The organism is Nocardia sp. CWNU-33 (assembly GCF_046764895.1).
Classification (GTDB): domain Bacteria; phylum Actinomycetota; class Actinomycetes; order Mycobacteriales; family Mycobacteriaceae; genus Nocardia.
Window position 1 is genome coordinate 1 of the sequence record NZ_JBKOQN010000046.1, and the last position, 19,237, is coordinate 19,237.

General features: G+C 65.5%; 19 protein-coding genes and 1 tRNA gene. 14 read left to right on the plus strand and 6 right to left on the minus strand.

The window, feature by feature from the left end; genetic code table 11:
• Positions 1 to 684: 684 nt before the first annotated feature.
• The 7 genes from crcB to ACLMAL_RS35385 all read left to right on the plus strand — a co-directional run bounded on the left by crcB (position 685) and on the right by ACLMAL_RS35385 (position 6,119).
• Positions 685 to 1,110 carry a fluoride efflux transporter CrcB gene (gene crcB / locus ACLMAL_RS35355; protein WP_328404877.1) on the plus strand — a complete coding sequence of 142 codons (426 nt, stop codon included), beginning with the start codon at positions 685 to 687 and terminating at the stop codon, positions 1,108 to 1,110.
• A 28-nt stretch (positions 1,111 to 1,138) separates the two neighbouring features.
• Positions 1,139 to 1,513: a DUF190 domain-containing protein gene (locus ACLMAL_RS35360; RefSeq protein WP_328404875.1), complete on the plus strand. Its 375-nt coding sequence runs from the start codon at positions 1,139 to 1,141 to the stop codon at positions 1,511 to 1,513.
• Positions 1,510 to 1,872 (plus strand): CrcB family protein, encoded by a 363-nt coding sequence (locus tag ACLMAL_RS35365; RefSeq protein ID WP_328404873.1) that lies wholly within the window; start codon positions 1,510 to 1,512, stop codon positions 1,870 to 1,872. Before ACLMAL_RS35360 ends, ACLMAL_RS35365 begins: the two co-directional genes overlap by 4 nt.
• 47 nt (positions 1,873 to 1,919) lie before the next feature.
• On the plus strand, positions 1,920 to 3,560 hold the full coding sequence (gene pgm, locus ACLMAL_RS35370; RefSeq protein ID WP_379061138.1) for a phosphoglucomutase (alpha-D-glucose-1,6-bisphosphate-dependent): 1,641 nt from the start codon (positions 1,920 to 1,922) through the stop codon (positions 3,558 to 3,560).
• Entirely contained in the window at positions 3,553 to 4,887 is a 1,335-nt protein-coding gene (locus ACLMAL_RS35375) for an MFS transporter (RefSeq protein WP_328404868.1), read from the plus strand. Before pgm ends, ACLMAL_RS35375 begins: the two co-directional genes overlap by 8 nt.
• Before the next feature lie 77 nt (positions 4,888 to 4,964).
• Positions 4,965 to 5,702 carry a DsbA family protein gene (locus ACLMAL_RS35380; RefSeq protein WP_412003044.1) on the plus strand — a complete coding sequence of 246 codons (738 nt, stop codon included), beginning with the start codon at positions 4,965 to 4,967 and terminating at the stop codon, positions 5,700 to 5,702.
• Positions 5,703 to 5,729: 27 nt separating this feature from the next.
• Positions 5,730 to 6,119, plus strand: a complete 390-nt coding sequence (locus ACLMAL_RS35385) for an MmcQ/YjbR family DNA-binding protein (RefSeq protein ID WP_412003045.1) — start codon at positions 5,730 to 5,732, stop codon at positions 6,117 to 6,119.
• Positions 6,120 to 6,180: 61 nt separating this feature from the next.
• Here ACLMAL_RS35385 and ACLMAL_RS35390 read toward each other — a convergent pair whose 3' ends face one another.
• Positions 6,181 to 8,115 (minus strand): MFS transporter, encoded by a 1,935-nt coding sequence (locus tag ACLMAL_RS35390; RefSeq protein ID WP_412003046.1) that lies wholly within the window; start codon positions 8,113 to 8,115, stop codon positions 6,181 to 6,183.
• Positions 8,116 to 8,370: 255 nt separating this feature from the next.
• Positions 8,371 to 9,873, minus strand: coding sequence for a DUF222 domain-containing protein (locus ACLMAL_RS35395; RefSeq protein WP_412003047.1), 1,503 nt, complete (start codon positions 9,871 to 9,873; stop codon positions 8,371 to 8,373).
• Positions 9,874 to 9,994: 121 nt separating this feature from the next.
• On the opposite strand from ACLMAL_RS35395, the gene ACLMAL_RS35400 reads away from it, so the two are divergent.
• Positions 9,995 to 10,067: transfer RNA gene (locus tag ACLMAL_RS35400), tRNA-Ala, on the plus strand.
• A 150-nt stretch (positions 10,068 to 10,217) separates the two neighbouring features.
• Positions 10,218 to 10,568, plus strand: coding sequence for a hypothetical protein (locus ACLMAL_RS35405; RefSeq protein WP_412003048.1), 351 nt, complete (start codon positions 10,218 to 10,220; stop codon positions 10,566 to 10,568).
• A gap of 436 nt (positions 10,569 to 11,004) precedes the next feature.
• Here ACLMAL_RS35405 and ACLMAL_RS35410 read toward each other — a convergent pair whose 3' ends face one another.
• Both ACLMAL_RS35410 and ACLMAL_RS35415 read right to left on the minus strand, forming a co-directional pair.
• A complete protein-coding gene (locus ACLMAL_RS35410) occupies positions 11,005 to 11,829 on the minus strand; it encodes a hypothetical protein (protein ID WP_412003049.1) in 825 nt (274 codons plus the stop codon).
• Between the two features lie 533 nt (positions 11,830 to 12,362).
• Positions 12,363 to 13,220, minus strand: coding sequence for a hypothetical protein (locus ACLMAL_RS35415; protein WP_412003050.1), 858 nt, complete (start codon positions 13,218 to 13,220; stop codon positions 12,363 to 12,365).
• Here ACLMAL_RS35415 and ACLMAL_RS35420 point away from each other — a divergent pair.
• From ACLMAL_RS35420 to ACLMAL_RS35430, 3 genes are all read left to right on the plus strand, one after another.
• The gene (locus ACLMAL_RS35420) at positions 13,219 to 14,139 is read left to right on the plus strand and encodes a tyrosine-type recombinase/integrase (protein ID WP_412003051.1); all 921 of its coding nucleotides are present in this window, start codon (positions 13,219 to 13,221) and stop codon (positions 14,137 to 14,139) included. The genes ACLMAL_RS35415 and ACLMAL_RS35420 overlap by 2 nt on opposite strands.
• On the plus strand, positions 14,136 to 14,465 hold the full coding sequence (locus ACLMAL_RS35425) for a helix-turn-helix transcriptional regulator (RefSeq protein WP_330256898.1): 330 nt from the start codon (positions 14,136 to 14,138) through the stop codon (positions 14,463 to 14,465). The genes ACLMAL_RS35420 and ACLMAL_RS35425 overlap by 4 nt, the downstream gene beginning before the upstream one ends.
• A gap of 97 nt (positions 14,466 to 14,562) precedes the next feature.
• The gene (locus ACLMAL_RS35430; RefSeq protein ID WP_412003052.1) at positions 14,563 to 15,567 is read left to right on the plus strand and encodes a hypothetical protein; all 1,005 of its coding nucleotides are present in this window, start codon (positions 14,563 to 14,565) and stop codon (positions 15,565 to 15,567) included.
• A gap of 76 nt (positions 15,568 to 15,643) precedes the next feature.
• Here the strand turns inward: ACLMAL_RS35430 and ACLMAL_RS35435 are convergent, their stop codons facing one another.
• Positions 15,644 to 17,038: a hypothetical protein gene (locus ACLMAL_RS35435; RefSeq protein ID WP_412003053.1), complete on the minus strand. Its 1,395-nt coding sequence runs from the start codon at positions 17,036 to 17,038 to the stop codon at positions 15,644 to 15,646.
• Between the two features lie 150 nt (positions 17,039 to 17,188).
• On the opposite strand from ACLMAL_RS35435, the gene ACLMAL_RS35440 reads away from it, so the two are divergent.
• Positions 17,189 to 17,434: a hypothetical protein gene (locus ACLMAL_RS35440; protein WP_412003054.1), complete on the plus strand. Its 246-nt coding sequence runs from the start codon at positions 17,189 to 17,191 to the stop codon at positions 17,432 to 17,434.
• A gap of 512 nt (positions 17,435 to 17,946) precedes the next feature.
• A complete protein-coding gene (locus tag ACLMAL_RS35445) occupies positions 17,947 to 18,207 on the plus strand; it encodes a hypothetical protein (protein ID WP_328404816.1) in 261 nt (86 codons plus the stop codon).
• Between the two features lie 341 nt (positions 18,208 to 18,548).
• On the opposite strand, the gene ACLMAL_RS35450 is transcribed toward ACLMAL_RS35445, so the two are convergent.
• The gene (locus ACLMAL_RS35450; RefSeq protein ID WP_412003055.1) at positions 18,549 to 19,214 is read right to left on the minus strand and encodes a hemerythrin domain-containing protein; all 666 of its coding nucleotides are present in this window, start codon (positions 19,212 to 19,214) and stop codon (positions 18,549 to 18,551) included.
• Positions 19,215 to 19,237: the final 23 nt, after the last annotated feature.

Sequence of the window (19,237 nt, forward strand, 5' to 3'; positions counted from 1 at the left end):
TCACCGCAACCCCGGCATCGACCAGCCGGGTCAGCGGATCACCGAACCGAGCCAGATCCTCCGAAAACGACACGGTCGCCGCAACCTCTCACATCGAGAGTGTTGCGACGACCGCATGAACCCAAGGCTTCGACGCGGGCGCTGTGCTGTGTCACCGAATCTCGGTAGTTGCCGGTGAATCTCAGCAGTTGCTCGGCGCGGGGGATGCCGGCGAAGCGGTCGGCGCCGGGCTGGAGGTCGCCCACATTCGGTGGCGCGAAATAGAATCCGTCGCCGTCGGGAAGCGGGAAGATCGCCGCCGTCGCGGCCGGCGGCAGGTAGGTGAGGCTCGCCGCCGCGACCGATAGCGTCGCGATGGTGAGCCGCCCCAGTTATCGGCGCCCGCCGAAGGTGATCGAATTCCGTCTGCCGAACAGTTGCTGACGCTCGAGTCGGCGCGGTTTCGCCGTCGCCCGATGGATCGTGGGTACTGCTCGTCGTGCAGCCATCATCGCTCCGGACCTGAGTCTGTAGGGGGTTAGGTGGAACCTCGGCGAAACCTTCTGGGCATTCGAACGTCGTACCTGCACACATGTCGACGAACGGTACTGTTCGTAATTTGTGCCGCCGTCCCGGGCGAACAGACCGCACGGTACAGCCGATAGCATTGCACCGGTGACATTCGGCTCGGCAGGAGGTCAGCGCATGGGTCGGCGGACCGACGCCCCTGCCGTCGAACCGATGGTGCTGTTGGTGATCTCCGTCGGCGGCGCGATCGGGGCGATGTTGCGCTACCGCATCGGCGTATGGTGGCCGCCGCGACCGGGCCACGTCCCCTGGTCGACGTTCACGATCAATGTCGTGGGATGCTTTGCGATCGGAATTCTGATGATTCTGATTACCGAAGTGTGGGTAGCCCACAGACTGCTCCGCCCGTTCCTCGGCGTCGGCCTGCTCGGCGGCTTCACCACTTTTTCCACCTATAGCCTCGAGGTTCGTAGACTGCTCCAATCGGGTGCAACGGTCGAGGCGCTCGGCTATCTGGGGGGAACGGTGGTGGCGGCGCTCGTCGCGGTCGTGCTCGGAATGGGCTCGGCGCGATGGATGACCAGACGGGCTCGACGGACATGATGACGGCACGACGGAAGGGGGTCAGACGATGAATGATTCACCGGCGGGCGCGCGTCCGACGGCGGGACAGTGGAAGCAGGCCGCGCGGCTGACGGTGCTGCTCGACGAGGACGACAAATGGAAACACGGCCCCCTGTATCACGAAATCGTGCAGCGGGCCCGCGACGCCGGATTGGCAGGGGCAAGTGTGTGGCGTGGAGTCGAGGGCTACGGCGCCTCCTCGCGCATCCACACCAGCCGGATCCTGGATCTGGCCGAACACCTACCCGTGCAGGTGATGGTCATCGATGATGCCCAGCGGCTGCGGTCGTTCGTCGAGCACAATGCCGAGATGCTCGCCGCGGTGAACGTCACCCTGTCCGACGTGACGATCTGGCAGCCGACCGCAGGGATGCTCGGATGAACGTCGCACTCGTCGTGCTCGGTGCCATGTTCGGCGCACCCGCTCGATATCTGATAGACCGTGCTGTCGCAGCACGTTTCGGATCTCTGCTGCCGTGGGGCACCTTGACCGTTAACATTGTCGGTTCGGCGTTGCTCGGTGGTCTGGTCGGCGCGGGTGCGAACAGTTGGCTGCTCACCGCTGCCGGGACCGGTTTCTGCGGTGCGCTTACCACGTTCAGCACCTTCGGCTACGAGACCATCAGGCTGATTGCCGACGGCGCCTACGCCTATGCCGCAGGCAATGTCGTGATCAGCGTCGTGGCCGGTCTGGTCGCGGTCTTCGCCGCGGCATCCGCGACACAGTGGTTGTGGACATGATTCTGATGACGAGCCGGGCGCAGCCGATCCGGAAGGGAGACCCGAGCATGGCCCATGATCGAGCCGGGCGACCCGCGCGACCCACCGACCTGGAGGACATCGCGCATCTGGTGACGGCCTACTACAGCCGCATCCCGGATCCGCAGGATCCCGCCCAGCAGGTGGTGTTCGGCACCTCGGGGCATCGTGGCTCGAGCTTGGACACCGCGTTCAACGAGGCGCACATTCTCGCCATTACCCAGGCGATCATCGAATACCGTGCGACCCGGGGCATTACCGGCCCGGTGTATCTGGCCCGGGACACACACGCATTGTCGGAACCCGCGTGGACCACTGCACTCGAGGTGCTCGCGGCCAACGATGTGACCGCCATCATCGACGCCCGCGACCGATACACCCCGACCCCCGCGCTGAGTCATGCGGTGCTGCGCCACAATCGCGGCGGCACCCGCCACCAGGCCGACGGCATCGTGGTCACCCCCTCGCACAACCCGCCGCGTGACGGCGGCTTCAAATACAACCCGCCACACGGCGGTCCCGCCGACACCGTTGCCACCGACGCCATCGCCGCCCGCGCCAACGAACTGCTGCGCAGCGGTCTCGCAGGCATCCGCCGCACCACGCTGCAGCATGCGCTGGACACCAGCGTCGAACGCTACGACTACCTCGACCACTACATCGCGGACCTGCCGAACGTGTTGAACCTGGACGCCATTCGCGGCGCCGGCATCCGGCTCGGCGCCGACCCTATGGGTGGGGCGAGCGTCGACTACTGGGAGGAAATCGGTCAGCGCTACGACCTCGAGCTCGAGGTCGTCAACCCGTTCGTCGACCCGACCTGGCGGTTCATGACCCTCGACAGCGACGGCAAGATCCGCATGGATCCTTCCTCGCGCTACGCCATGGCCTCGCTGATCGCGATCAAGGACGACTACGACCTCTCCACCGGCAACGACGCCGACGCCGACCGGCACGGCATCGTCACGCCCGACGGCGGGTTGATGAATCCCAACCACTTCCTCGCGGTCGCCATCGAATATCTCGTCGCGAACCGGATGGGCTGGGACGCGCTGACCAAGATCGGCAAGACGGCGGTGAGCTCGTCGATGATCGATCGGGTGGTCGGCGTGCTCGGCCGCGACGTGCACGAAGTGCCGGTCGGCTTCAAATGGTTCGTGCCCGGATTGTTCAGCGGCAGCTTGGCTTTCGGTGGCGAGGAAAGCGCAGGTGCATCCTTCCTGCGGATGGACGGCACCGTCTGGACCACCGACAAGGACGGGCTGTTGCTCGCACTGCTCGCCGCCGAAATCGCGGCGGTCACCGGCCAGAGCCCGTCGGCGCGCTATGTCGAACTCGAGAAGCGCTACGGCAGCCCCGCCTACGCGCGGATCGACGCCGCCGCAACCGGGGAACAGAAAGAGCTGCTCGCGAAGTTGACGCCGGACATGATCACCACACAGGAGATCGCGGGCGAGCCGATCACCGCGGTGCTCACCAGGGCACGGGGCAACGGCGCACCGCTCGGTGGTCTGAAGGTGACGACGGAGAACGCGTGGTTCGCCGCGCGCCCGTCCGGCACCGAGGACAAGTACAAGATCTACGCCGAATCGTTCCACGGCCCCGAGCATCTGACGCAGGTGCAGGCCGCCGCGGAGGAGATGGTCGGGCAGGCGCTGTCGGGTGAGTAGTAGATCGAAGGCCCTGCCCACCGAGATCTGGGTGCTGGTCGGGGCCGCGTTCGTCATTGCCATCGGTTTCGGCTTGGTCGCACCCGTGCTGCCGCAGTACGCGCGCAGTTTCGGCGTCGGTGTGGCGGCAGCGTCGGCGATCATCAGCGCTTTCGCGTTGATGCGGCTGCTGTTCGCCCCGGTGAGCGGCCGACTGGTGCAGCGCTTGGGGGAGCGCTCGGTGTATCTGAGCGGGCTGCTGATCGTCGCGGTGTCGACCGGCGCGAGCGCGCTGGCCCAGAGTTATTGGCAGCTGCTGGTTTTGCGTTCGGTCGGCGGCATCGGGTCGACCATGTTCACCGTTTCCTCGCTCGCACTGGTGATTCGGCTGTCGCCGCCCGCGCAGCGCGGGCGGGTGTCCGGGCTGTGGTCGACCAGCTTCCTGATCGGTTCGGTGAGCGGGCCGCTGGTCGGTGGGGCGCTGTCCGGTCTCGGGTTGCGGGCGCCGTTCGTGATCTACATGGTCGCGCTGCTCGCCGTCACCGTGGCCGTCTACCTGAGCCTGCGGAACTCGAATCTGGCCGCGCCGGAGGCGACCGGTGCGGTGCGGGTGCTGACCTTCCGGCAGGGCTGGGCGCGGCCGGAATATCGGGCGGTGCTCTGGTCGAACTTCGCCAACGGCGCCGCGGTCTTCGGCGTGCGCATGGCATTGGTGCCGTTGCTCGTGGTCGAGGTGCTGCATCAGCCGTCGGGGATGGCCGGCGTCGCGCTGACGGTGTTCGCCGCGGGCAATGTGGCGGTGCTGTTCCTCTCGGGCCGGCTGTCGGATCGTTGGGGCCGTAGACCGTTTCTGATCGCCGGATCGCTGGTGTGTTCGGTCGGCACGATCGGGCTCGGATTCGCGCCGAACCTGTTGTGGCTGATGGTGAGTTCGGTGGTGGCCGGGCTCGGCTCGGGCATGCTGACGCCGACGCAGCAGGCTGCGCTCGCCGACGTGATCGGGCCGAAGGCACGCGGCGGGCCGGTGCTCGCCGGCTTCCAGATGGCGGCCGACCTGGGCACCGTCATCGGCCCGGTCGCGATCGGTGCGCTGGCGCAACACGTCTCCTACGGGGTTGCGCTCACCGTCACCGGTGCGCTGCTCGCCGTCGCCGCAGTGGTGTGGGTTGTGGTGCCGGAGCCGTTGCAGTCGCGGATTCGACCGCTCGACACCGATCGATCCGATCATGTGAGCGGCGTACCGTGCGACGACGCCGAATATCAGCTCGCGCATCGTGCCGCGGAGTCGTGCGGGGATGATGCTCCCGAGCGAGTTCTCGACGCCGCGGAGGGACGCGCCAAGGTCTAGCCCAAGCGGTGGGACACTCGCACGTTCGCCAGCACCCGGCGCGGGTCGACGCGGACGGTTGCGGCAGAGTGTTCGGGGTGAGCGAATCGCGTTCGAACTACACCCCGCGACCGATGTCGAGCAAGACCACCTATGCCCTCGGCGCCGTGGCTCTCGCGCTCATCGTGTTGATCGTGATCCTGGCCATGCGGTGGGGTCGCGACGAACCCGCTGTGCGCAATGACGGGTACGGTCCGGTACACAGCTCGGCGGTGGTCGCGACGCTGCAGCCGGACGGCCTGATCCTCGTCGGTCGCCCGGACGCGCGGAAAACGATCGACGTGTACGCCGACCCGCTGTGCCCGGGCTGCGGCTCGATGGAGCGCGTCTACGGTCAGGAAATCGCGCAGCAGCAAGACGAAGGCAAGCTCGCGGTGCGCTATCACCTGGTCAATTTTCTCGAATCCAAGTCGCGCAGCAAGGATTACTCGACGCGCGCGATCGCCGCGAACGAGTGTGTCGCCGAGGCCGGTTCCGGTCCGGTCTACTCGAAATTCCACACGCTGTTGTTCACCACGAGGCAGCCCGAGGAGGGCGGCGCGGACCTGAGCAACGAGGAACTGGCCGCGGTGGCACGGGAGGCGGGCGCATCCGATCAGGTGGCGCAATGCATCGCTGCCGGCGCGAAGGTCGATGCCGCGCGGGCGCACGCCCTGGTCGCGCTCGGCGCGCTCAACGAACTGCTCGACGGGCGTGCGGCAACCCCTTCGGTTTTCGATGGCAAGAACAAGCTGGACGTCAACAACGAAGAGTGGATCCTCGACGTCGCACGCTGATCGCGAGAATCGGCTAGCGTCGTAGGAGTGGCAACCCTGGACGATGCCGCTGAGATCGCTCTTCAGCTCCCCGAGGTGACCGAAGGCTTGCGATTCGACTACCGAACATGGTCGGTCGCGGGCAAGGCTTTCGCGTGGGAACGACCGTTCAGCAAGGCTGATATCAAGCGATTCGGCGATACCGAGCGGCCCGAGGCGCCGATCCTCGCGGTGCGGCTGGCCGACCTCAACGACAAGGAAGCCGTTCTCGCCGAGGATCGCCCCGGTGTGTTCACCATCCCGCATTTCGACGGCTATGCCGCGGTCCTCGTCGAACTGAATCGCACCACCGTCGAGCGGCTGCGCGAACTCCTGCAAGACGGTTGGTTGGCTTGCGCCCCACCCCGTTTGGCCGACAGCTACCTCCACGGTCGCTGACGGCCGGAACGTCGAAGCGTCCGGTTCGGGCGACGCGATCGCGCCGCCCGAACCGGCGGCGTCACGTGGTCGACAGGGTGGCGAGTTCGCGCTCGACGAGTTTGTCGTGCTCCTGGGCCTGCGCCGCGGCCTTCTTCGGGCTCCAGTGTCCGGCCATCAGGAAGACGAACGGCAGGAAGGCGACCTGTGCGATCAGGCAGATCCACCACCAGCGCTTCCACTGCGAGGGCGAATCGGCTTGCGCCTGCTGCACTTCTGTGGCGTGCTCGGCCAGGTAGGCCTGGTCTTCGACGGGAATGGTGCCGACCGCCTTCAGCTTCGCGCTCGCCTGCTCGAGTTGCGGGCCGACCTTCGCGGCCACGGCGAGTTCGGCGGGTGGAATCTGCTGGACGGCGGTGAGGCGGGCAATCGCCTGGTCCGGCGGAATACCGAACTTCTTGGCCACCTGACCGACCGCTGCGAGTCCGGCGTTCGCATCGGTGGGGTTGGCCGCAAGCGCCGCCAAGGTGGCGGGAGCGATGGCTTGCAGGGTCGCGACTTCCTGCGGGTATTTCATGCTCAGCCCGAAGGCCGCCTGAATCTCGGCCGCTGTGGCGCCGGTGAGCTTGGTCATCGCCGTGAGCTGTGCGGCCGGATCGTTGGGGTTGGTTTTCAGCGCCGCAAGGGTTTCCGGTCCGACCTGCTGGATGGTCGCCAGCTCCGGGCCGAATCGGTGCTGGATTTCCTGGAGCTTGGGGCCGTAATTGACCAGCGGGCCCGCCGCGTTCACCACGATGAGCAAGCCGAACAGGACGACGGTGACGACGCCGCGCAGGGTGCCGCCCCACACCGCGAGTCCGACTGCCGTCGCGGCCGGGTTCCGGTCCTCGACCGTCTCGGTGAAGCTGGCCATCCAGGTGGAGTAGGCGATGCCGGTTCCAACCGCGATGACCACGAAAACCGTTGCGAACGCGTAGTAGCCGGTGTCGGGTTTGTCGGTGTAGCCGATGAAAACGAACATACCGACGATGCTGATGAGCGCGCCGACGATCATGAAGGGCTTACGCACCTTGAGTTTGTCCGACGCGATACCGGCGAGCACCAGCGCGATCGCGTTGGCGGTCCAGTACCAGTTGCCGAGCGCATTGGCCTTGGCCGGACTGAAGCCGAAGTTCGTGGCCATGTAGACCGGTAGGAACGACACGATCGTGTAGAAGAAGGCCAGGAACAGGCTGATCCCCAGGGCCGACCCCACGATATTGAGGCGCAGCATCTGCCGCCACTGCCCCTGCTCCAGTTGGCTGATATCGATGCCGCGCGCGCGTGCCTCGATCAGTGCCCGGTCGCGCAGCGACACCATGATCTGGTCGCGCAGTTGTGGACTCAGCTCACGCAATCCGATCACCGCGATCACGGCGATGACGAGGCTGATCGCGCCGCAGAGTCGGTAGTGGTACTGCCAGTCCGGATGCGCGTCCAGGGTCCGGGTGGAGATCTGGGTGGTGACCAGGGCGCCGATGACGGGTCCGAGCGTCCAGAAACCCATCGCGGATGCGCGGTCCAGCTGTGGCGAGAAATCGCGGATCAGTGCCGGCGTCGCCACGAGCACAGCGCCCTCGACGATGCTCACCAGGATGTAGACGACGAGGTATGCCTCTTTCGAGGTCGTCGCGGGCACCGCGAACAGCGTCAGCAGCGAGCAGATCACCACGCCGTAGGCGACGATATTCGCCCGCCCCCACCGATCGAGCACACCCGCGAGTACCGAAGCGACCGCGCCGAATGCGGCGCCGATAATGAAGATCCACACGAAGTACGCAAAAGAGAGATCGAAGTACGCGATGAGCTCATTGCCCACCGCGCCGGTGACGAACAATTGGTAATACAGTGCGATCGAGGCGATGACCACCACGGCCAGGTACCAGGAGCGGGCGGGCGTATCGGGATAGTGCGGTAGTTTGCGCTGCCACAACCCGGTGATCAGGGTTGGCGGGGGCGTAGTCGTGGTCGAACTCATGGTCGAGATGCCTTTCTGGCCACGGCATTTCGCAGGAGACTGAACCATCCGCAGTTCAGGACGAGTAGCCGGGTGGAAACAATGTAGCGACCGGCCGTGATTTGCATCACTGTTCTCGAAACAACTGCTTGTTTTGGTTGTTGTCGCCGGGCATTCGGTTGCCAGGGGTCGACAAGGTTCGATTCCGGAGGTCTGCACAGCGAATCGTGCAGAATGGGTGCCGATTGGTTGATGGGCAGTGCTGACGCCGAAGGGTTATTGCGCGCGATTTCGGGCTGGCTCGGGTCTGTCGTCGGGGATTTCGTCTTCGGGTGGGATCCGCCGAAGCTGTCCGTGGACGACTACGTAGCCGTTCAGGGGGTACACCATCTCTTCGGCGGTGGGGCGGTCGGGAAGGGCTCGGGGCGGGGCCATCGCCTGCTCGGATCTCTGGACGCCGAGGTACGGGGCGGCGGGTGTGCCGGTGTCGGTGCGCGGGAAGAGGTATTTGGCGCCCTCGCGGACGGTTGTATGGATGTCGCCCGTCGGTGCGGTCCACTGTAGGCGCTCCAGGTCCGCGCGCCAGACCGCCCAGGGGAGTTTTTCCTTGTCCGCCAGCGTCTTCAGGCGATGGTGGCGACCGCAGAGCGCGGCGAGGTTGGTGCGTGCCGTCGGTCCGCCGCGGGATGGTCGCTCGTGGTCGAAGGGATGGTTGTGGTCCAGTTCGGATTCGGCGGCAGGCATCGCGCAACCGGGGAAGCGGCACATTCCGTCCACCGCACGGACTTCGCGTTCCAGCCGGGGCGTGGGCCGCCACTGCGCCGCCTCCTCGGCGGTGGTCGGGTCGTCGATATCGGACTGTTCCGGAATCACCTGGAAGCGAGCATGTTCGGCCAGTATTCGCGCCAGCGCCGCGTCGATGGGCCGATAGCCGGCCAGGAATGCAGGCGACTCCTGAATCCCGAGCAGGGTATCGGCGGGGATACCCATCTGAATGAGCGGGCGGCGCGGCCGCTCGATCGGCACGCCGTACTTGGGGCAGCGCGCACCGCGCCCGCACTGACACCGCAACTGCCCGGACCCATCGGCCAGCGCGACGAGCGCGTCTGCGCGCCGCTGCGGCATCGTCCGTGGATCCGACGCGCACACCTGCATGCTCATTTCTCGTAGCCGCATCGCCACCGTCTGGGCACCCGGCGCGGGCAGCAGTCCGTCGAAAACGGCCATGCTGTCCTGGACCGCGCGCAGCCGAACATCGCGTTCTTCCTGTCGCCGCTCTCGCCGCCGCCGCGTGCCACCGGGATCGAGCCGAGCCGCCCAGCGCCGCGCCGCCTGCCGCAGCCGAAGCGTATTGGTCCGCCCCGCCGCCTCCAGCAATCGCGGCTCCAAATCCGCCACCACCTCCCGCGCCACCGCGCGCGTGTTGTCGACGATCACCCGCACCTTCGCCAGATCGATCCGTCCCGCCGCGAACGCCGCCCGCGTGCGCGGTAGCGCATCCTCCAGCGCGATCCCGATATCGATCAGCGCCGCAATGGTGGCCTCGTCGACCTGCAGCGCCACCGCCGCCTCCGTCGCCGCGAACTCCCCGCCCCGCACCCCATCCGGCCCCGGATCCGCACTTTCCGCACGCCGCCGCCGATACAGCTCCCGCACCGCGAACACCTCCGCCGCCTGCGCGGCCGCAGCCGCCCCGTGCGCCGTCCGAAGGGCGTCGATAAGCCCCTCGTCACTAATGGCACTGAAGTCCACCGCCGAGAGATCATCGCTATCGAACATATGTTCGATTCTACGATCATCAACCCCCTTCGTCACCCCCCGAATCAAGGCGATTTGGTTGCTGACAGGCCGGTGGTGTAACTTCGTTCAGGCAGTCAGGGAAACCTGAGGGCAATCACCAGGGGCTATGGCGCAGCTGGTAGCGCACCACACTGGCAGTGTGGGGGTCAGGGGTTCGAGTCCCCTTAGCTCCACAGAAATAGCAGGTCAGGCCCGGTCAGCTGACCGGGCCTGACCTGTTTTTCGGTCCTGGCCCCCCGTAAACCCCCCGTTTTGGCTGTGTGTTTGATGGATGCCGTCTGCGGACCGCCTTGTCGCGGTTCCGATCCGCCGCGACGGACGATGTGGACGCAGCTCCCGGTGACACCGAGCAAGAACACGAAGCCGACGCCTTCGCCGCCGAATTCCTCACCCCCGCCGACCAGATCCGCGACCAGCTTCCCCGCCGCTTCGACATCAACGCGCTCGGCAGCTCAGCCACGAATGGGGCGTCTCGATCAAGTCGCTGGTGTACCGCTCCTGCGAAACCGGCACCATCTCCGACGCCGTCGTCCGCCGTGCTCACCAACGCCTCAACCACCTCTACGGAGGTCGGCATACTCGGCTCCGATCCTGTCACTCAGTATCCCGGCGAAACCCCCGCCCAGCTCGCCAAGGCCTTCGAACTCGCCGAAAATCACGCACCCTCACCTTGACCGGCCTGGCTCGCGAGCTGCGCTGGCGCCCCAAGCGCGTGCGCCATCTCCTCGGTCAACCCGATGAGCGCTCCGTCCTGCGCCTGGTCACCGACATTGAGACGACGGCTCGCTGACCGCGAGACCTTCGGCGGCGTTGCGCGCGTGCGGCTCCCGATCGCCTTGGCCAGGCGGGCGGCTCAGCCGCGTCGGCTAAGACGGACCAACGTGGACATGCCGCGTCGGCTATGAACGCCTTGACCCGTGTCTAGGAGGTCTGGAGGTGAGGAACGCGCTCGTCGGTTCGCACCGTGGCGCGCCGGGTGGTCGCAGGTTCGATTCCCTGGCAGGACACGCAAAACATGGACAACTGGAAAACACCTGGTCATTGCGGATTTCTACTCGGTCTGAACGATGCCGGGGGCTGGACTGTTGAGTGAGGTTAGGGGTTCGCGCCTTATGGGTTCAGGGGGTCGAACCATCGGTATGGGTGGGGGAGGGATGCTCCCGGTTCGCCGATGTTGTTGATGGTGGGGTCGCCGTATTCGCGTTCGTCACGGTCTCCGCAGGTGTAGCCGAGGATCGCTTGTATGCCGATGTCGAAGACGGACTGTTCGAGGATGTGGGATTCGAGGCGTTCCCAGTCGTCATCCTCGATCGGACCCAGTTCAGCGTCGGCGTCCACATCGGTCCAGTCGGTGACTCGTTCGGGTGGCAGTGGCCACGGGTGCTCTTCGTCTGGTTCGTCCTGGAGATCGTCGACGGCGGCCAAGAGGATGAGTTCGTCGAACAGGCAGTGTCTGTGGCGCAGCGGGTTGATGCCATGCTGTAAGAGCTTGGAAAGCGAATAGCACTGCTGCCATGCGTTTTTTAGCCAGGCCGGGTTCTCGTTGATGAGCATCATGACTCGAAGGTCGAACCGCTGGAAGGGATTTCCGTCGTGGAACGGCTCCCCATCGAGAATGAATCCTTTGGAATCGGCCCAGAAGTCGAGGGTGTAGGCGACGAGCAACGCTTGTCGGGGGGTCATGAACGGTGACTCGCCCCAATGTTTTTGGAACAGATCGGCTTGTTGCTGGAGGATCCTGTCTCCTCTGCGTTCCTCATCTTCGGCTCGCCCTGCCTTCTTCAGTGCCGTCTCGCACTTCTTTCGGGTTGTGGCACTGACATCGTCGGGATCGTTCTCCCAACGCCGCCAGGTAGCCACGGAAACACCAGCCAGTCGAGCGGCTTCCGACTGGGTGAGGTGTGCCGGTCGGGCGTGGGGGTTAGTGTCGTTCACGAGGCAATGATACCAATTGAGCGCTCAGTGAGCGCTCAATTCGGAGGTTTCGATAGGGCGACGAAATCGATCGGCCGACTCCTTCGCGGACTACCTCGGCGCTGTCAAACGCTGGCGCTAAGTCAATCAAGGGCGAAGCACTGGGCGCGCGAACATGAGGGCCGGGGGCCGTTGAGGCTGGACAGGATTGCGGTTCGACGAGAGCGCCGACAGGGGTCAGCCCGGGCCGGTTGACTGGTCGGTCTCGCGGAGGTTTCGCGCCAGCACGGTGAGTTCTCGGCGATAGCTCGGGGTCAGCACCGCCTTACGTACACGATCCATGTGGCTTGCTCGCCGATCGCCGGCCACAGCCCGAACAGCTTGCCGTCCCGCTGGCGCATCGTCGCCTTGTCGACAGTCGGATCGACAGCGATCAAACGGTCGACCACGGACCCCAGCATCGGATGGTCATCCTGCGGATTCCGGCCGGCCCGCGATCTTGATCATGACGACGGTTGTACCTCGCACCTCCGATAGATCTGCTCGACTCGAGGTCAGTCATCGAAGTCGTCCTGGGTTACCGCACCGCTCGTGACCGCCTGCACCTCGTCCTCAAGTCCGAGGTGACCCTTCTCCCCTAGCTCGTTCATGTAGACGGTTGCTTCGGCGGCGAGCTGCGCATCGCCCGAGTCAATCGCTCTCGCAAGAACGATCGGAAGCGAGTTTCGACTGAGATCATATGCAGCCGCGCTGCCGTTGTCGTGTGCTTCAAGCAGCAGCCTCAGGACGTCGAAGGAGCCACGAGGATCGAGGTCTGCCGCCGCGGCGAGGTTCTTTCCAATCATGTAGCGCTCTTTGCTGATCGGTGGGTGCAGCTCAAGTGCCTGCTTCAATCGCGGTAGCCACCACGAGACATCGAACTTTCCGCTTCTGACGAACCAGCAGAAGCCGCTTAGTTCCTCATGATCGTATGGGTTTTCCCGAACGTGCTGGACACGGGCATCCCACAGTGACGCGAAGCGGTCGCGGATCGAGTCATCCACCGCGTCTGCGTGCATGAATGACCAGGAGATGTGACCGATGGCCTCTCCGCGAATCTCAGCCAGGGCGAGCGCAAAGAATTCGGAAGGGACTGGGTCCGTCAGGGACAGGTGCCCCCAGATAATTCCGTCGACGACCCACTCGCCGATCCGCTGCAGAGGTGTGGATTCGGATTTCCAACCCGCTGTAATCGGCGCGTTGGTCCGGATCGCGGCCGTCATGGCTGGCGCCAGGAGCTCAAACATCTCGTGGCTGTAGAAGTGGACGGCCATCGCGGTCGTCATGGCAATCTGCTGCGAGGAAGTTGCACCTTCGCGACTGCCGAACCAGTTCGTGGCCCGCGACCGAACCCAATCGCCGTCAGCACGCATGAGCCGACCGAGGCTCTCACCAAGGACTGCGTGCGAGGCCCCGAGGTGGTCCGCGCCGCGACTGCGCAGGCGCGGACTGCGCAACTATCAGGAGGCGGTGCGACTGTTCTGCGCCTACCTGATCAACCCGGCCTATCAGTGGTCGACCGAGTGTGAGCAGCGGTTCGGTACCCACCCGATTCAGGTGGTCCACGACTGGAACACCGCCGAGCACATCGACGAGGCCGAATCCGATGCAGGCAAGCGGGCTTTCACCCGCAAAGAGTTGATCGCACTGTTCGACCATGCCGATGAACAAGTGGTGCGCATCCGCGCGGCCGGCCGCAAGGGCTGGGTTCCGGCGTTCCGAGACGCTGCGCTGATGAAAACGGCGTATGCGTTCGGGTTGCGGCGCAATGAGATTCGGATGCTCGACACCGCCGACTTCGGCCGCAACCCCGATGGTCCAGAGTTCGGCGAGTACGGGGTTACATACGTCCGTTACGGCAAGGCCAAGAAAGGTTCGACGCCGAAGCGGCGAAGCGTGCTGGCGATCTGGGACTGGTCGGCGGAGGTGCTGGCCGAGTGGATCGAAGAATATCGGCCGATGTTCCCCACCGCTGGCTCGCCAGCGTGCTGGCCCTCCGAACGAGGCCCGAGGATCGGACTCAGTTCGATCAACACCCGGCTCGCCGCCTACCGTGACGAGCTCGGCTTGGACCCCGCCCTCGATTTCCACTCGTTGCGCCGAAGCCACATCACCCACCAGGTCGAGGATGGTTTCGACGCTCGATTTGTCCAGGAACAGGCTGGCCACGAACACTCGTCCACGACGTCGATTTACACCTGTGTCTCGTCGGACTACCGCACCCGCACCCTGCGGCGAGTACTCGACACTACCGTGGCGGCCGCGCTGAAGAAGACCGGGAGGACCCGATGAAACGGCAGGTCAGCTACCAGTGGCGGCTGCGTGAGATGATGGCCGCGGCAGGCATGTTCGCCGCGAACGATCTCGAACCGCATCTGCACGACCGCGGAATCAAGTTGTCCTCGGTGCAAGTTTGGCGGTTGGTCACCCAAACCCCCGAACGGCTCTCGCTGCCGGTGCTGGCCGCGCTCTGCGACATCTTCAACTGCACCCCGGCCGAACTGATCGCCACCAAAGCCGAGAACCAGGCCCGCAAGGTCGCCACCGGCGAGGCCAACGTGGTCGACATGGCCACCCAGATCCGGCCCAAACGCGCCCGCATCCGCGCCGAGGAATGAGCCCCGCCTGCACGCCAGAGCAGTACGAATCGGGCGCCGCGCGGCCAAGGCCGCGAACTGGGAAGGCCCGATCTGCCGGACCTGCTACGCCAAGGCGGTGCGGCATCACGGGCGCTGCCCCGGATGCGGCGTCGAGCGCCTGCTGCCCGGACGGCGCGACGACCACGCACCGATCTGCCGGGACTGCGCCGCCATCACACGCGACTTTTTCTGCGCCCGTTGCGGATTCGAAGGCGAACTACACGGTGGCAGGCTCTGCACTCGGTGCACCCTGTCCGCGAGGCTGCACCCACTACTCGATGACGGCACCGGCAGGCGGCGGGCACGTCGAGGACCGGTCTCCGATGCCGGGCGGCACTACATCAGCACCCCGCTGGACCAGGTCGAACGGTTCCTGTCCTGGCTCGACCAGCATGGTCGCGGACTCGGTGGATGCACCCAAGCCGACCTCGATCTCTGGCACGCTGAGGTCCTGGACCACTGCAAAAAGGCGCTGCGTCCCTTCCTGATCTGGGCGATGAACGCTGGCCACACGCCGAAGCTGACCCTGCCGGCCCTCGGCACCAGCGCCGGTCAACCCATCACCCAGTCGCGCAGGCTCGCGCTGCTGCGGCGGGTGCTCACCGACGATCGGCCACCGATCCGTTCACGGGTCGCTGCCGCGCTCATGCTGCTCTACGGCCAACCCGCCACCCGGCTCGTCCGCCTCACCGTCGCCGACGTCATCACCGACAGCGATCAGGTTCTCATCCGGCTCGGCACACCACCCTCGCCCGTTCCTGAACCCCTCGGCGGGCTGCTGCTCAAACTTGCTGGCAGCCGCCAGAACATGAACACCGTCAACTCGAACAGCCGGTGGCTGTTCCCCGGCCGCAGAGCTGGCCAACCAGTGCATGTCAGCACCCTAATCGGCCACCTCCGTGACGATATCGGCCTGCCGACCGGAGCAACCCGGGCTGCGACCCTGCGCCAGCTTGTCCTGCAAGCACCCGCCCCCGTGATCGCCGACGCCCTCGGCTTCTCCGCACACCACATGAACCGGATCTGGACAGCCGCCGGGGGAAGCTGGAAGAGCTACGCACCCGGCGATCACAGCCGCTGATCACGGTCATTGAGGCATGAATACAGAACACTCAAATACTGGCCCCTACCAGTCTCACACCCCGTTACGCTCCCGATCAGGCCTCGGTACCCAGGAGTTCGGCGGTGTAGGAACCAGGTTCGGGCAGAAGTTCCCTGTCCCACAACAGGACTCGCGCGCGGATGGCGGTCGTGTCGGTGCCGCGTGAGGTGTCGATGCGCACCGATATCGGTGCGGGCAGGGCCAAGAACGCGGTGACGAAGGGCAGTGACTCGGCCAGTTCCCACAGGGTGCGGGTCCGTCGAACGCCGTGCGCATGCGAACGCGCGCAGGTCACCGTCCAACCCGAGTGCATCGAGTCGCCGAGCGAATCGCGCGAGAGCGTCAGCGCGGACACCGTCTCATCCACGCAGTCGGCGACGGCGGCCAACTGGGTGTCAGCGGGAAAGCCAATGCTGGCCTCCAAGCCCAGTCCACCGACCACCTGCCGCTGGGTCCACGACTCGCGCAGCGTATGGTCGACCTGTTCTACCCAACGGTCGCCGGTGACGCGTTCCTCGAGGCCCAGCAGCCCATCGGGCCGCTCGACCAGCCGCAGCGTGCGCCAGCCGGACCGCACGGTCTGCCCGGCGGTGAATCGGGTGCCGTCGGCGATGGCGTCCTGGATGTCGTCAAGCACCCATGCCACCCACCACGCCCCGGATTCCGCCGCCGAGGTCAGAGCGACCCGGGCGACCACATCGGGCAGGCCCAGCTGCTCACCGATCATCGTGCGGGTCAGCCCATCTCCGAAACTCCCGAGCCCGTACCGCGCCCGCGCAATGGATAGCGGTGCCCATCGCGGCCCGAACCAGATGCCGCCGTGAGTGATGTCCGCACCGTGGCGCGACACAGTGGCGAGGACGCTGCCCGCCAGCGTGACCGGCGGTTCCATGATCACGGTGGTGTCCGGCGGCAGCGCCAGGAACTGCCGCAGATACGGCAACTCCGCCAGCACTTGTCCGAGCGTCGAGAAGCCCCCGGGCTCATGGTCGTGCTCGTCCAGGCAGATCAGGAACCAGCCCGACATGCCCGGTTCTGGGGTGCCCACATTCCGGCGGAACCCGAGTTTGCCCGCGGTACGCGCGCACGGACGCAGTGGCACTAGATCCGGTCCGGCGACACCGCCGTCGGACATCTCCAGTTCGAGTCTGGCGCACACGGTCTGCTGATAATGCAGATCGGTGATGGTCTCGTCGACCTGTTCCGACCACACCTCGGGCGTGACCTCCTCCTCGAGCCCGAGCGTGCCATCCTCGCGCGCGATGACCCGCAACAGCCGACCGCCGATGCGAACCACCTGCCGCGGTTCGATCCACTGGCCACCGAGAACCGTGTCGCGCAACAGATCCAGGATGGCCCGCACCATGGCGGTGTCGGGTACCGGCTCTCGCACGATCACCGTGAATTCGGCGTGCCCGGAGTCGGCTGCCGTCGTCGTTCGCAAACGCATCACCGCAGTGTTTCTACCTGCCATACCGTCGATTCCCAGTGGTGGGCAGCATTATTGGTTCCCGGTAGTTTTGTGCGAAAAACAACGACTATGGCTTGACCAACGTGATGTCGGGGTACTGGTTCGGGCAGCGGGCAACGTGATTGGTGCTTGGCTTGGCTTCCGATGGGGTTGATCGAACTACTCTCCTTCGTCCGCGACGGCGACACCGTCCTCGACGATCTCGGCCTGCCGACCGGAGCAACCCGGGCTGCGACCCTGCGCCAGCTTGTCCTGCAAGCACCCGCCCCCGTGATCGCCGACGCCCTCGGCTTCTCCGCACACCACATGAACCGGATCTGGACAGCCGCCGGGGGAAGCTGGAAGAGCTACGCACCCGGCGATCACAGCCGCTGATCACGGTCATTGAGGCATGAATACAGAACACTCAAATACTGGCCCCTACCAGTCTCAACCCCCTTGTAGACCGGCTTTCGGCCGTTGTCGATGCTGTTCACAACGCGATTCGGTCCTTCGTAGTGGGACACCTCGCGGAGCTCCTGCAGTAGGAAGGCTGGAACGGGAGTCGCGACCGTTTCGCCGGTGTCGTCGTTGGTCCACGTGTTGTAGATGCCCGCCGGCGCCGGGCGACCTTGTTGCCCACCAACTGCCTGTCCTCATCGACCAGCGTTCACGCCCCGACCAAATGGGGTCGCCGACTGGCAGGGGCCGGTATTCGAGTAGTCGGAATTGCACCGAGTGGTCGATCCTCCGGTTCCGGACCGGAAAGCTGGATCACGGCGTTGACCTGCAGGGTTTTCACGCCGCAGAGTAAGGCGGCTGGCTCGGGCTGCGTCAGGACTCCTACCGTGAGTTCTCGTCCGGGCCGACACCCGGGTAAAGAATCAGATTTCTCTGGGGAGATTCGTATGAAAACTCTGTCCAACGCACTCACCGCGCTCATCGGGTCTGCCGTCGTCGCCGGTGGCATCGCCGTCGCCGCAGCTTCCGGAGTAGCGGCGGCCGACTCCACTCCCACCGCGACCCCGATCGGCAAGACACCCGGGAGCCTCATCACGATCAACGACTGCCAAAGGGGAGGCGGACGCGTCGACACCTACCCGTATGCCTCCTCCACCGGCGTCTGCCACGGCGGAGTCTTCGACGGTCGCGGCGTCGTCTTCAAATAGCGCGGAAGATCCGGCGCAGTGAGGGCCGCCGAGTACCCGACAACCATGCCCGCCGCTCCAGCCTCGCAGCAATGCCTGGCTGGAGCTGGCGGCCCTGGTCATCATCGCGCTCACGACGGTCACTTTGGTCGTGGTGGGCAATGCTGGAGTGGCGGTATCGACTGCCGCGAGCGTCGCACTCGTCAGGACTTTCAATTCCTGGCGAGCCGACCGCCTGCCGTGAAGATGCGCACCGGGGAAGACATGTGCCGGGTCGCGGTGTCGATCCACTCTGGTGAAGTGTCCGCCCACGACATCACCCGGATGATCTCTCGTGAAGGCAACCCGACCCAGTTGGGCGTTCAGCGACTCGCAACAGGTGTCTTCCGATCCGCCTGCGCAAGTTCCACCGGTCGTGGTCGCCACGGCGAATGCCGCTGGTAGCGCGGCTGCCAAACCCATCGGTAGACGAGGCGGAGTGGCGGCGGGAGTAGCCCGAGGGCGAATGCTCGGGTTTGTGGCGATGCCCCGTCGAGCAGCCACGGAAAGAACCATGCGCCGCCTTTGATTCCGATCCGGCGGCGCTGATCGTTGCCGAACGCGGTCCACTCCTGAGGAGTGAGGGTCTCCCGCACCAATGGCAGGGCCGCACCCTCCTCGTGGTCAAGATGGCCGATGAGCACCTCGGCGAGCCGCTCGAGCCGGGCGACCAGATGGGTGGTTGATGCCTGAGCCAGGTCTTGCTCTATCTGTTCGAGCAGCGGATCGAGTTGTGCGTGCTCCTGGGCCATCTGGGTCAGCAGGGCGGTGTGCGCATCCGGCTTCGCCTGCAGCGTCGGCCACAGCACCTCGTCCTCGGAGGTGTGGTGGATGGTCAGATACTCGCTGAATGTCCGCCACCCGGCCCGCAGCGCGGTGAGCGCGGCCGGATCATCGCCCACCTCGGTGGCAGCAGCTTGCATCCGAAGCAGATCTCGACGAAAAGCGTTGTGCACCAGGATCATCATGGTGACGTCGGGTTGGTTCATTCGAAAGTCTTCTTTCTCGAGAG